The organism is Undibacterium sp. TJN19 (assembly GCF_049339485.1).
Lineage (GTDB): Bacteria > Pseudomonadota > Gammaproteobacteria > Burkholderiales > Burkholderiaceae_D > Undibacterium.
The window spans coordinates 223,755-237,832 of the sequence record NZ_JBMPPL010000007.1 but is presented as its reverse complement, the minus strand read 5'-3'; the positions used below and the strand labels follow the sequence as shown (position 1 = coordinate 237,832).

Genomic DNA, 14,078 nt, shown 5'->3' with positions numbered 1-14,078 from the left:
AACGGGTGCTTAGATTTACTTGAAGTTGGCCGCCCACTGCTGCCCTTTGGCATCCAGTTCTGCGCGACGTTCTGCCGGCAATTTGACAGATAATTGTGCCAGGGTCGTACGGTGTGAAGCACAGGCAAATTTTTGATCACGCTTGCCAAATGTGCGTTTCATGACGCATTCAAGCTGATTGGCGCCACTGACATCTTCATAAGCGGTTTCTAGTGACTCCGGCAATACTGCCAGATAACGCAATACCAGTTGCGCAGACATACCGCGATAAGCCGGATCATTCGTCCCCGCCTGATGCATGTATCTGACCGCATCTTTCAAAGCAGAAAATGCCTCGGGGTATTTTTTAATATCAGTTATACCGGGATTTGAAGTCGTCTCACTGGCACCATCTGCACCGCTCATGGTCATCGTCCATTGTGATTTCTCGGCAATCTTCTCTTCCAGGCAAGCCAGACGATTATTCGCTTCTGCCGCCACCATTTTTGCAGCTTCAAAATTCCCTTCGTTTGCCAGTTTGCGGTTCTTGTTCAACCATGTCTGAAAATCAGCGCGTAAAGGTTTGGCAGTTAGCAGGCTGCAATCATCAAGATTGATATTTGCAGCATGCGAGACAGCGCAGACCAACAAGATGGAAAGAGACAAACCTGCTTTTAAAAATGGTGTACTTTTTTTCATGGATTATTTTTACGGTTTTAAAATTGCATGTATTTTGATAAATGATATAAATGAATTTTCTTTTATCATCAAACACGATCAAACGAAAATCGAATGACAGAGGCTATTTTTTTAATAGTCAATATTTTAACATTGTGGACAAACCTACCAAAAACTGCGCAAGGCAAACCAGGCCAGGCCGGTAAAGATTGGTCAAATCATTTACAGATTATTTCAACTGCCCCAGATTCATGCAACAGACATGCTAAAGCGGCATGCTTTCAACATTCCTTCACAATTGCGTCCTTCCCTTCCAAAGATTTTATTTCTATGCTGAAGACGTAATATTTTTCTGTACCACATTTGAGGGCAAACTCGTTGAAAAACGGGGACGCAAAGCTACCGGCCTAAAACGTGTCAACGTCATGGCGGCGGGGTTACCAATGCAGAACATTTCGGATTAATTTCTGACTATCTTGTCACCGGATCTGTTTTCATTGCGCGGTCAGCCCCTCTTTGCTTACTGGAGCGCCAGCGTGATGAACAAGAACCGCACACTTACTATTTCAACGACTCCTTCACACTGGCTGGCTTTTACCAGTTCAAGCGTGCTGCTTGCCATATTGTGCACAGCGGCCAGCGTTTTATTAAGTGCCTGCGGTGGCAGCACGGAAAAATCTGCCAGCCTGCAAACGCCTGCGGCCGTGCCTGCCCTCATCGCCACAGGAACCACCACGTTTGAGGTAACGGTTCCCGTATTGCCACCTGATGCAGGTGCAACAACTGTATTGCCTACTTTTCATCTGGCGCCGGTCTTGCTGGATGCACCAGCCGATATTGACGCTATAGACAATAAGCGTTCTGCGCGCATGCAAGCAAACAGGCAAACGATTCCGCGCGAATTGCAGGGCATGCGTTCACGTGGCTTGACTGTCGCTGCCATTCAGGCTGTGCCTCGTCAAAATCTGGCGCCAGCGCCCGTTGATACGGCAACACAAACCGGTCAGAATGCACAACCATTGGCCAGCTCCGGTTCTGTATCAACTTATACACCAGCACAGATCCGCACCGCCTATGGCTTGCCCACGCTGCCATCGAATGCAACCAATACGGCCTCGCTCACTGCAGCACAGGCTGCGCAACTCGGCGCCGGTCAGACCATCTATATCATTGATGCAATGCATGACCCTAACCTGCTTGCAGAACTGACCGCGTTCAATCAAAAATTTGGCCTGCCTGGCTGCGCCACAAAAACCATTGCAAGCACGGCCAGTCTGCCGCTGGCAGCAGCTGCCATGACAGGATGTGAAATTGCCGTGGTTTACAGCAGCACAAGTGGCACAATGACATCGTCAGCACCTGCTTATGACTCCGGCTGGGCAACAGAAATCACGTTGGATGTGCAGTGGTCACATGCAACGGCCCCTCTTGCAAGAATCATACTGATTGAAGCACCTGACGCTTCCATGAACAATCTCGTCGCTGCCATCAAACTGGCCAATGCCATGGGGCCAGGCGTGGTATCAATGAGCTTTGGCTCACATGAAGGCAGCTGGACATCCACGGTTGAATCTGCATTCACCACGGCAAAAATGACGTATGTGGCGTCGACGGGCGACTCCGGGGCGGGTGTGGACTGGCCATCAGTTTCACCGAATGTCATTGGCGTAGGTGGGACGACACTCAGCTACTCCGGCACAGGCGCACGCAGCGAAGTGGCCTGGGCGAGTACCGGTGGCGGCGTCAGCAGCTATACAGCGACGCCTGCTTACCAAAGCAATGCCGTACCAGGCCTGGGTACACCTGGTCACCGTGTGGTTGCCGATGTGGCCTTTAATGCCGACCCAAATTCTGGTCAATATGTCGCCGTCATCAAATCTGGTAGCAGCACAGTCAACTGGGTCAGCGCCGGCGGCACCAGCCTCGCTGCACCACAATGGGCAGGTATTTTCGCAGTTGCCAATGCCGTGCTCGCACAAAATTCAAAACCCGTACTGGCAGCGCCGCATTCTGTGTTGTATGGGAAAATAGCGACCGTTCCCGGCACCTACGCAAACGTCTTTGCAGATGTGACAAAAGGGACGGACGGCAGTTGCACCAACTGCTCAGCCAAAACCGGGTTTGACCCGCTGACAGGCCTGGGCACGCCCAATGTCAACAGCTTGCTGAGCACCATCAGCGGCATGGATATCACATCACCACCAGTCGTTAATTCTGCCAGCATCAGTGGCGTGGCCGGAACAGCTTTATCGTTTACCGTGTCGGCCAGTTCCAGCAACGCATTAAGCTACAGTCTCAGTGGTGCGCCACCAGGGATGATCATCAGCAGTGCTGGCATCGTCAACTGGGCGGCACCTGTCAGCGGTACGTATGCGGTCACCGTCACCGCGACCGATAGCAAAACCGGCCTGAGTGCCAAGGGCATTTATACCGTCAATATCGTAGCTGTTGCAGCACCCGTCGCACCAGTAGTGAGCCCAGCGACGATCAGCGGCAAGGCTGGCAGCACACTGAGTTTCAACATCAATGCTGTCGCCAGCAACACGCTGATTTATTCTCTCATCGGTGCACCAACCGGTATGACGGTCAGTAGCAACGGTGTCGTCAACTGGCCAAGTCCTGTAACGGGCAATTATGCCGTGACTGCGATAGCAAAAGACAGCAAGACTGGCTTGAGCGGGCAGGCTGTCTACAGCGTCAATATTACGGCATCAGGCAGCACCAGCAGCACAGGGCCTGTCATTACGACAACAGCCATGACGGGTGTTGCTGGCAAAGCTTTAAGCGGCGCTATCGGGATTACTGATGCGGGTGTCAGCTCTGTATCCGTCTCTGTATCTGGCGCGCCTTTGGGAATGAATTTCTCCATGAGTGGACTGAATATATCCATCAATTGGCCAAGCCCTGTCACCGGGACTTATACATTAAAAATCAGTGTGACTGATTCTGCTGGTAAAAGCGCACAAGCATCGGTCCCTGTTACGATCACGGCAAAATAAGCTGTATTGAAGACAAATGGGGGCAGCACTTTTTTACAGTGCTGCCCCATTTTATTGCTGACGCAATTTATTCAGGTCTAGTGTTGCAATCAATGTCGTAATTAAAGCCAAAATCAAAGCCAAAATTAAAGCCACAATCAATGCCCTGAATGCCCCTGTGGCTTCCTGACTCGCACTTCCATTTCTGCATGCTGGTGCCCATCTTGGCGCAGCTTGTCCGATTTTGCTTGCGACGCACGCACAGGTTCGTCAACAGGTCCGGTATATTCATACGCGACGGTTCCTTTCGGATGCTGGTACCAGCCCGGGTCTTTATAATCACCCGGTTTCTGGTCTTTACGTACTTTGACGACACTGAACATGCCGCCCATTTCCAGGCCACCAAAAGGCCCTTCACCCATCATCATGGGTAAAGTATTGTCGGGCAAGGGCATGTCCATTGTTCCCATATCAGCCATGCCCTTGTCACCCATGCTCATATAGGCAGGAATCAGTTTATTGATTTTTTCTGCCACTTCACGGTGGTCGACACCGATCATCGACGGCACGCTATGCCCCATTGCATTCATGGTGTGGTGACTCTTGTGGCAATGAAAGGCCCAGTCACCTTCTTCATCGGCAATAAATTCTATCTGGCGCATCTGGCCAACGGCAATATCGGTCGTCACTTCGGGCCAGCGGGCGGTCTTTGGTATTGCACCACCGTCAGTGCCAGTGACCATGAATTCATGTCCATGAATATGAATAGGGTGATTGGTCATCGTCAGGTTGCCGATACGTATCCTGACCTTGTCATTTTTGCGTACGTTCAGCGTATCGATACCGGGAAAGACGCGGCTGTTCCATGACCATAAATTGAATTCAGTCATGGTCATGATATTGGGTTTGGATGCGCCGGGTTCGATATCGTAGGCATTCAGCAAAAAGATAAAGTCCCTGTCCACTTCATCAATCAATGGATGCCTGTTTTTGGGATGAGTGACCCACGAGCCCATCATGCCCATCGCCATCTGCGTCATTTCATCTGCATGCGGGTGATACATGAAAGTACCTGGACGGCGTGCGACAAATTCATATACAAAGGTCTTGCCCGGCTGTATGGATGCCTGTGTCAGGCCGGATACACCATCCATGCCATTGGCCAAACGCTGACCATGCCAGTGCATGCTGGTATGTTCTGGCAAACGGTTGGTGACAAACAGGCGCACGCGATCACCTTCTACCACTTCGATGGTCGGGCCAGGGCTTTGGCCGTTATAACCCCACAGGCGCGCTTTCATGCCAGGTGCCATTTCGCGCACCACAGGTTCTGCCACCAGATGAAATTCCTTGACGCCATTATTCATGCGCCAGGGCAAAGTCCAGCCGTTCAGCGTGACGACGGGCCTGTATGGCCGGCCATTTTGCGGCATCAGCGGCGGCATGGTATCGGCACTGGTTTGTGACGCCGCTTCTGGCAAAGCAGCCAGTGCAACTTTACTGACAGCTGTTGCTGCCAAAGCGCCGCCGGCCACACCAGCCAGCCCGGCTGTTTTAAAAAACTGTCTTCTCGAATTCATGTTTATCCCTTTTGCGCACAATTGATCAATGCGCGGCGTCTGATATTGCGGATGATTTTTGGGGCGTCAGGCTGCTGGCAGATGGCTTACCAACCAGTTCAGCCTGGAGCGCAGCATCAGCCAGCCAGAATTGTTGTTCGGCATTGATGGCGGCGAGTACGCTATTGATCTGTTCACGGCTATCGGCCAACAATTCGAATACGCTGATGAACATGCCGTTGTAACGCAATTGATTTTCTGTCGAGATACGTTTGCGCAAGGGCAGGATTTCATCGCGATATTGCCTGGCGATGTCATAGCTGCTGCGATAGGCAGAATAACTGACACGCAAATGCGAAGCCGCATTATTGACCGTATCTTGCAACCGGTAACTGGCCGCCAGAGTGCTGGCGTTCATCGCTGTTCGCTGTTGGTCGCCCCAGTCAAAAACCGGCAGGCGTACGCTGACTTCCACACCACGTTTGACCACACCCTTACCTGCTTCATCAAAAATCGTATCCCGCCTGACACCCAGTTCTATATCGGTAAAACTACTGACCAGATCCAGGCCCTGGCGTTGTGCCGTGGTATCGAGTTCCTGTTGTGCGAGACGGATATCGAGACGGTTTTTTGTCGCAAAGCTACTGATACTTTCCGGTGTGCGCGGCGTATCAGGCAGGTCTGGCAATCGCTCTGGCAGCTTTAAAATTTTTTCCTGCGCCTCATTCAAGCCCAGCAAGCGTACCAACTCTTCACGCATGGACAAATTAACGTGTCGTGCCATGCTTAATTGTGCCACCGCATCCGCCTGAAATGCCTGTTGCCTTGCCGCCTGCAAGGCATTGAAATTGCCAGCCTTGCGCATGCGCTCTGCCAGTTCGGCACTGGCGTCGGCAGCGTCTGTCACCTGTTTTGCATACTCCAGGCTTTGCTGGGCTGCTACGGCCTTGACCCAGGCAGCACGCACCTGCCCTACCCTTTCTATAACATCCAGGCTTAATTGCGTCTGTCCCTGACTAAGCTTGCGCTGTGCGAGGTTTTGTCTCTGCGCCAGGCTAAGCAGATCCAGCAAACCAAAACTGAGCATGCGCCCTAGCTCAAGCTCGCCCGGCATGTGATTGCGGTCAAAAGTTAGCAAGGGATTGGCGATACGCGCACTTTGCTCCGTATCGGCACCATCGGCCTGTTGCTGGGCCAATAATGCTTGCAGCGCCGGGCTGTTCAACAAAGCAAGCTGCACTGCCGCCGCCTGTGTAAGCGCAAGTGGTTGCTGCAAAATCTCTTGTGCCTGGTTTTGCCTGCTACGCTGCTGGTCTGCATCAGCAGCCAAAGCCAGTTGGCCCTGGGTAAATTCAGGATAGGCCTGGTTCACAGTTTGGGTCGCCTGATCAATATTAAAACTGGCACAAGCAGTGAATAAAAACATGACAGGCAGCAAAGCCAAAAGCTTTTGTCTGGACAAGCGCACAGTCAACAGGCGCCGGGGTGGAAATGGGTAAAACTGAAACATGAAACCCTCACGATGAAACAAGCAATCTGCGAGTCGACGCCGGATCAGTGCGACTGTGCACTTTATCAACGATGACCGGTCAAAGAAGAGATAACGATACAGGCATGCATGGTAGTAAACGGCCTGAGCCGCAACTGCAATCAGCTACCAGTCAAGCCAATTGCTTTTTGGGAGGACGCTCCAGTGCACGGGCTGGAAAAGAAGTATGCAGGGCAATGAGGACGGCAAGCGCGTCGTCGTGTTCAGCAGAAAAAAACATCCGCTGTGAAGATGACATCATAGCGATGCCAAGGCAACACGGTGCAGAAGATTTGCAACTACCATGTGCTTTACCTGTATTGTCAGTTTTATCCGCGGTTCGCTTTGCCGGTTCACAATGCGTATTTTTATTGATACTTTCACGCGCTTGAGCAGTGTCAGACGATACCTGTGATGACATCGCTGATTTGACAAACAAATCCATGGCGCAGGTAACCCTGCCAGCAGCAGCAAACCCCTGAAGGGGTAGCAGCACCAGCAATAGGCAAGCAATCAAAAAACGCCAGGACAATCTTTTCATGCGCAGAACTTATCACAAAACAGATTAGTCAACAATGCGCCTGCCCAAACCGCCGTCATGCCAACAATAAATTCAATGCCAGCGCCAGCATGATCAGGCCGATAATACTATCGAGTACGCGCCATGCGGCAGGTTTGGCAAACCACGGTGCCAGCAGACGCGCGCCGAAACCCAGGGCGACAAACCAGATAATGGCATTCAGGACAGCACCTACTGCAAACCAGTATTTACCATCACCAGGTTGTTGTCCGCCCAAAGCGCCCAGCAAGACCACGGTATCCAGATAAGTGTTTGGGTTAAGCAGGGTCGCCCCCAGCACCGCCAAAGTCGCCTTGCCTGCTGTCAGCGTCAAGTCGCCTGCTTCTATCACCAGACTTTGCTGGCTCAAGGCTGCCCGCAGAGAACGCAGACCATACCAGGCCAGAAAAGCCGCTCCACCCCAGCGTGCGATCACCAGCAACACCGGCTGACTGTTGATCATGCTGCCTATGCCCGCCACACCTGCCGCAATCAGCACTATTTCACAGGCAATGCATATCAGCACCGTCAGCCCTACATGCTGCCTGCGCAAACCCATGCGCAAGACATGCGCGTTTTGCGAGCCTATCGCAATAATCAGCCCGGCACTCATGCCCATACCCTTGAATATAAATGTCAGCATCATCTCTTCCTTGTCTGTCTGCTTGCTTCATTGATTAATGCAGCTATTTTGCGCAGGAAAAGCTTTAAAATGAAGTAAATTTAAAATATTTACGAATTCATTAAATTTTCTTAATATGACCAATCAAAATCGATTTGACAGCCGCCAATGCGAAGCCTTTTTAAGTGTGGTGGACAGGGGCAGCTTTGAACTCGCAGCACAAAGCCTGAACCTGACGGCTTCTGCCGTTTCGCAAAGGGTCAAGGCGCTGGAAATGCAATTGGGGAATACCCTGCTGATACGCAGCCGCCCTTGCCGCCCCAGTGCTGCCGGGCAAAAGCTGCTGCAACACCTGCGCCGCGTGGCGGAACTGGAGCAGGATTTGCAAAGCGATTTTGCCGGGCAGCAAAGTGCTGCCATCAGCATCGCCATTGCCGTCAATGCGGACAGTCTTAACAGCTGGGTCTTGCCAGCCTTGTCCGAGTTCCTGATTGCAGAAAATATCCTGCTCGAATTTTTGATCGACGACCAGGATCATACCCATGACTTACTCGAAAGCGGTATGGTACTGGGTTGTATTTCTGCCGAATCACAAGCCATGCGCGGCTGCCAGGCTACGCCTCTTGGCGTTATGCGTTATCACGCCCTGGCAAGCAAGGATTATTGTGCGCGTTGGTTTCCTCAAGGCATGACACGTGAAGCCGCAAGGCTGGCACCAGCACTGACTTTTAACCGCAAGGACAAATTGCAGGCCCAACTGCTACTCCAGCATTTTGGCTTGCAGGAAAACGCCTATGCCACCCATTTCATCCCCGCCACCACGCCTTACAACAATGCCATCGTACTGGGCCTGGGCTGGGGTGTCATTCCAGAAATGATGCTGAATACTTTGCCAGGCAAAGACCAGTTAGTCAGACTTTTGCCGGAACAGCCGGCAGATGTCGCCTTGTATTGGCACCACTGGAAAGTGCAAACGCCCAGGCTGGCGCGCCTGACCAATACTCTGATAAAGCAAGCCCGGATCAGCTTGTGACAAATTACCCCTTTGGCTGCGTAATCGCAGCACTATAAGTCTCTTCAACTGCCAGCTAATCAATCATACCCTTGCGCTCCAGCACGTAAGGCGGCGGCTTTCTGTCCAGGTTTTCAGAAATGAAAGTCACGGTAGCTGCAACTTATCCTCTACCGTATTTATTGATGACGGTCACGTCACTGACATATTTGAAATATATTATCAGCATCCACATCACGCTGACCACGCTATACTTTCACTTAAAGGGATAAATCATGATTTCTGGCAGTCGCAGGAGGTTTTTGCAATTTTCAGCCGCAGGTGCCGGTGCCAGCCTGTTGCCTGGCGTCATACAGCAGGCACTCGCTGTGCCAGCCAACAATGCGACGGGTACCCTGGCAGATGTTGCGCATGTGGTCATCTTCATGCAAGAGAACCGCTCTTTTGATCATTACTTTGGCACCCTTGCCAGTGTGCGTGGTTTTGATGATCCGCGCGCCATTACCCTGCCGAATGGCGCACCGGTCTGGCAACAACCCAATCCGGCAGGTGGCAGTGTATTGCCTTTCCACTTCGATGCCAGAAATACCAGTGCACTATCGGTAGGTACCGACCATTCCTGGAAAGGCTCACAGCAGACCTGGCAGGGCTGGGATGCCTGGGTCAGTAAAAAAACCGTACAGACCATGGGTTATTTTGACCGTGGCGACCTGCCGTTTTACTACGCACTGGCTGATGCTTTTACCATTTGCGATGCCTATCATTGCTCCATCTTTGGCGCGACCGATCCCAACCGCATGTATTCGCTGACTGGCACCAGCCAGGGCTGGCTAGGTGCGATGGGCAGCCTGTATAACATTGACCCCAAGGGTTATTACAATGCTGACCCGGCCAATGACAATGTCACTGCCACGGTCACGGCCAGTGCACCCAACTGGCAAACTTATGCCGAAGTGCTGGAAGCCAATCAGGTCAGCTGGAAGGTCTACCAGGAATGGGATAATTACGGTGACAATTATCTTGCCTACTTCAAGAATTTTCGCGTCAATGCAGACGGCAGCAAGTTAAGCAGCAGCTCACCGCTGTACCAGAAAGCACGCAGCCTGGCACCAGGTGCCAGCGTGGGAGGCAGCAAGGGGGATGGTCTGGTCAGTGCCTTTGCCAATGATGTGCGCAACAAACGCCTGCCACAAGTATCGTGGATATGCGCACCGAATGATTACACCGAACATTCACCCAACTCCCCCAATGCCGGTGAAAACCTGACGGCACGCTTGCTGGCGGCTCTGGTTGCAGAACCCGATGTCTGGGCCAAGACCGTGTTTTTGCTGATGTATGACGAGAACGATGGTTTCTTTGACCATGTGCCTCCAAATATCCCGCCTATCACCCCTGCCATGGGTCGGTCTACGCTGGCCGACAATGGCGCCTACGAAAAATACGGCAGCGAGCCGGTAGGGCTGGGGCCTCGTGTTCCCATGCTGGTAATTTCCCCCTGGAGCAAGGGCGGCAAGGTTTGCTCCCAGGTTTTTGACCATACGTCGAAGTTGCGTTTTCTTGAAGAGTGGCTGGTCAATGGCCTGGGCAAGGACAGGGCCTCCGTCAGTTGCAAACAGATATCGCCATGGCGACGCACTGTCTGCGGTGATTTGACGTCTGCATTTGATTTTAAATCACCGGATCAAAACTGGCCGGCCACCATGCCAAAGACTGCCAGCTACGTGCCGGTGAATGGCAAGCCCTATCCTGTGCCACCGGCCAATCAAAGCCAGCCTCATCAGGAAGCCTATGCGCAAGCCCAGGGGCCACGCCCTGCGTGTCGCCTGCCCTATCTGCTGGCGGCTCAGGCCAGGTTCAACAGCAGCAAGCAACTGGAAGTGAGTTTCAGCAATAGTGGCACGGCCGGTGCCGCGTTTATCGTGTATTCAAAAGTACGTGCAGATGGCCCCTGGTATTACACCGTTGAAGCTGGCAAACAAATCCAGAAAGAAATCTGGAACTGGAGCACAGATACTTATCAACTCAGTGCCAGTGGCCCAAATGGCTTCCTGCGTGAATGGCGCGGTAGCACCGCAGCCACTGTCAAGCCTGAGGTGCAGGCGGTCCACGATAACAGCAGCGGCAAACTGGTACTAACATTGTCCAATATCGACAATGTTCAGCCCTGTAATTTTACGATCAGCGACAATGCCTATGGCAGCCTGGCAAACACCTATTCGCTGGCAGGTGGCCAGAGTCTGCGGCTGGAATATCCCTTGATCAGCAGTTTTGGCTGGTATGACTTCAGCGTCACCAGCAGCGCTGATACCCAGTTCCTGCGCAGGGTTGCCGGTCACGTGGAAGCCACTGATAGCAATAGCAATAACAATCGTACAGACCCCTTGATAGGCGGCAACCGTAACGTAGCCCGCCTGACCACCACTACACCGCGCATTTCCCGCGGCAGCAACGTGGTTGCCACCTACACGGCATTGCCAGCACAGGTCAATGGAAAAAACTGGATAGGTGTGTACGCGGCTGGTGCGGTGCCAGGCACGTTGAACTCACTGGCGTGGCAATATGCCAGCAATAGTCAGGGTAGCGTGACGCTCAATACCGCCAGCCTGGCAGCAGGCAATTATGCACTCTGGTATTTATACAATGATGCCTACTCCGTGCTGGCTGGCCCGGTCACATTAACGATTGTGTAGCCTCAAATACTCGTTTGACTTTTGTCTTTGGGGTCTGGGTAAATTATTTTTACCCAGCCTCAATACAATATCAAAAATACATCTTTACTTACCAAAAAGCAATTCAGCTTTAAAAAGCGGACAAGTATCAATACAAAATCGCAACTAAGTCACTGATTATTAAAGAAATATTAGTTTATCTCTTTTTTAGCTCTTGAAAAGCCTTCCCCTCGCCCATATACTTAGCACTCGTTGAGAGAGAGTGCTAACAAGTCCCTCTCCAGCTAATTGAATTCCAATAGTAATTACTCGCAAAATTTAAAGGAGCTTGTATGAACCTTCGTCCCCTGCACGATCGCCTGATCGTGAAACGCCTGGATCAAGAAACAAAGACTGCATCCGGTATCGTTCTGCCTGACGCTGCTGCTGAAAAGCCAGACCAAGGTGAAGTACTGGCAGTTGGTCCTGGCAAATTGCTGGACAACGGTACAGTTCGCGCCCTGGACGTTAAAGTTGGCGACCGTGTTTTGTTCGGTAAATATTCTGGTCAGGCTGTCAAAGTTGACGGCAACGAAGTTCTGGTGATGCGTGAAGAAGATATCTTCGCGGTCGTACAGAAGTAATCGACATCCACGATATCAATTAAAGAATTCGGAGAATTAATATGGCAGCTAAACAAGTAATTTTTGGCGATGACGCACGTGCGAAGATCGTCAATGGCGTCAACATCCTGGCGAACGCAGTTAAAGTCACCTTGGGCCCTAAAGGCCGTAACGTCGTTTTGGAACGCTCTTTCGGCGCGCCTACCGTTACTAAAGACGGCGTTTCTGTAGCTAAAGAAATCGAACTGAAAGACAAGCTCGAAAACATGGGCGCACAACTGGTGAAAGAAGTGGCTTCCCGCACTTCTGACAACGCTGGTGATGGTACAACCACAGCGACAGTTCTGGCACAAGCCATCGTTCGCGAAGGTTTCAAATATGTAGCAGCTGGTTTCAACCCAACTGACTTGAAACGCGGTATCGACAAAGCGGTTACAGCTATCGTTGCTGAAATCAAAACGCTGTCCAAGCCAACAACAACCAACAAAGAAATCGCTCAAGTTGGTTCCATCTCTGCTAACTCCGATGCAAACATCGGCGACATCATTGCCAAAGCAATGGACAAAGTCGGTAAAGAAGGCGTGATCACTGTTGAAGACGGCAAATCCCTGGACAACGAACTCGACATCGTTGAAGGTATGCAGTTTGACCGTGGCTACCTGTCACCCTACTTCATCAACAATCCAGAAAAACAATCCGTTATCCTGGAAAACCCGTTCATCCTGTTGTTCGACAAAAAAATCTCGAACATCCGTGACCTGCTGCCAGTATTGGAACAAGTTGCAAAATCCGGCCGCCCACTGCTGATCATCGCTGAAGACGTAGACGGCGAAGCACTGGCAACTCTGGTTGTGAACAACATCCGTGGCATCCTGAAAACTGCAGCTGTAAAAGCGCCAGGCTTCGGTGACCGTCGCAAAGCCATGCTGGAAGACATCGCTATCCTGACCGGTGGTCAAGTGATTGCTGAAGAAGTTGGCCTGACACTGGAAAAAGCAACTCTGGCTGATCTGGGCCAAGCTAAACGTATCGAAATCGGTAAAGAAAACACGACCGTTATCGATGGCGCTGGCCAGGCTGTTGGTATCGAAGCACGCGTTAAACAAATCCGCGCGCAAATCGAAGAAGCAACTTCTGACTACGACCGTGAAAAACTGCAAGAACGCGTTGCCAAACTGGCAGGTGGCGTTGCTGTGATCAAGGTTGGTGCTGCAACTGAAGTTGAAATGAAAGAGAAAAAAGCTCGCGTTGAAGATGCTCTGCATGCTACTCGCGCTGCTGTTGAAGAAGGCGTTGTTCCTGGCGGTGGCGTTGCCCTGCTGCGCGCACGTCAAGCTGCTGGCGACATCAAAGGCGACAATCCAGATCAAGAAGCAGGTATCAAACTGGTTCTGAAAGCAATCGAAGCACCTCTGCGTGAAATCGTTGCTAACGCCGGTGGCGAACCTAGCGTTGTTGTTAACGCCATCATCAATGGCAAAGGCAACTACGGCTTCAATGCTGCCAATGACACCTACGGCGACATGATAGAAATGGGCATCCTGGACCCAGCTAAAGTAACGCGCTCTGCATTGCAAAATGCAGCGTCTGTTGCTGGCCTGATCCTGACTACTGATGCGCTGGTTGCTGAATTGCCTGACGACAAAGCAGGCGGCGGCATGGGCGGTGGTGATATGGGTGGCATGGGCGGCATGGGTGGTATGGGCGGCATGATGTAATAGCTGCTACGCTACTCTCAACAAGCTCTCTGAGAGTCGCATTGCTCAAAGCCCCGCAACGAAAGTTGCGGGGCTTTTTGTTTTGGTCTGCATATCAAATTTGCAAAACGAGTCGTTCAGACGCGACATAAGTGGCCTGGCAAGCGTTTGCCCAGGAGTGACTTAAAAAAACAG

Annotated in this window: 10 protein-coding genes and 1 riboswitch; of the genes, 5 read left to right on the top strand and 5 right to left on the bottom strand. The window is 51.7% G+C overall.

All coding sequences use genetic code 11. The annotated features are described in order from the left end of the window. Positions 1-15: 15 nt before the first annotated feature. Positions 16-678 (bottom strand): hypothetical protein, encoded by a 663-nt coding sequence (locus tag ACO0LH_RS19390; RefSeq protein WP_422942781.1) that lies wholly within the window; start codon positions 676-678, stop codon positions 16-18. Positions 679-1,015: 337 nt separating this feature from the next. Then, positions 1,016-1,102: riboswitch (cyclic di-GMP riboswitch) on the top strand. Between the two features lie 31 nt (positions 1,103-1,133). Between ACO0LH_RS19390 and ACO0LH_RS19385 the strand changes: the two genes are divergently transcribed. Then, entirely contained in the window at positions 1,134-3,656 is a 2,523-nt protein-coding gene (locus tag ACO0LH_RS19385) for a putative Ig domain-containing protein (protein ID WP_422942780.1), read from the top strand. 137 nt (positions 3,657-3,793) lie between these two features. Here ACO0LH_RS19385 and ACO0LH_RS19380 read toward each other — a convergent pair whose 3' ends face one another. The 4 genes from ACO0LH_RS19380 to ACO0LH_RS19365 form a co-directional block, all read right to left on the bottom strand. Further along, positions 3,794-5,215 (bottom strand): multicopper oxidase domain-containing protein, encoded by a 1,422-nt coding sequence (locus ACO0LH_RS19380; RefSeq protein ID WP_422942779.1) that lies wholly within the window; start codon positions 5,213-5,215, stop codon positions 3,794-3,796. A gap of 25 nt (positions 5,216-5,240) precedes the next feature. Further along, complete coding sequence (locus ACO0LH_RS19375; protein WP_422942778.1) at positions 5,241-6,704, bottom strand: TolC family protein; 1,464 nt, start codon at positions 6,702-6,704, stop codon at positions 5,241-5,243. 151 nt (positions 6,705-6,855) lie between these two features. Next, entirely contained in the window at positions 6,856-7,167 is a 312-nt protein-coding gene (locus tag ACO0LH_RS19370; RefSeq protein WP_422942777.1) for a hypothetical protein, read from the bottom strand. Positions 7,168-7,318: 151 nt separating this feature from the next. Further along, complete coding sequence (locus tag ACO0LH_RS19365; protein WP_422942776.1) at positions 7,319-7,924, bottom strand: LysE/ArgO family amino acid transporter; 606 nt, start codon at positions 7,922-7,924, stop codon at positions 7,319-7,321. 115 nt (positions 7,925-8,039) lie between these two features. On the opposite strand from ACO0LH_RS19365, the gene argP reads away from it, so the two are divergent. The 4 genes from argP (at position 8,040) to groL (ending at position 13,904) form a co-directional block, all read left to right on the top strand. Continuing rightward, the gene (gene argP, locus ACO0LH_RS19360; RefSeq protein WP_422942775.1) at positions 8,040-8,936 is read left to right on the top strand and encodes an HTH-type transcriptional regulator ArgP; all 897 of its coding nucleotides are present in this window, start codon (positions 8,040-8,042) and stop codon (positions 8,934-8,936) included. 254 nt (positions 8,937-9,190) lie between these two features. Next, entirely contained in the window at positions 9,191-11,605 is a 2,415-nt protein-coding gene (locus ACO0LH_RS19355) for a phosphocholine-specific phospholipase C (protein WP_422942774.1), read from the top strand. Positions 11,606-11,916: 311 nt separating this feature from the next. Continuing rightward, positions 11,917-12,207, top strand: coding sequence for a co-chaperone GroES (gene groES / locus ACO0LH_RS19350; protein ID WP_110257032.1), 291 nt, complete (start codon positions 11,917-11,919; stop codon positions 12,205-12,207). A gap of 41 nt (positions 12,208-12,248) precedes the next feature. After that, entirely contained in the window at positions 12,249-13,904 is a 1,656-nt protein-coding gene (groL, locus tag ACO0LH_RS19345) for a chaperonin GroEL (protein WP_422942773.1), read from the top strand. The last annotated feature ends 174 nt before the right edge of the window (positions 13,905-14,078 follow it).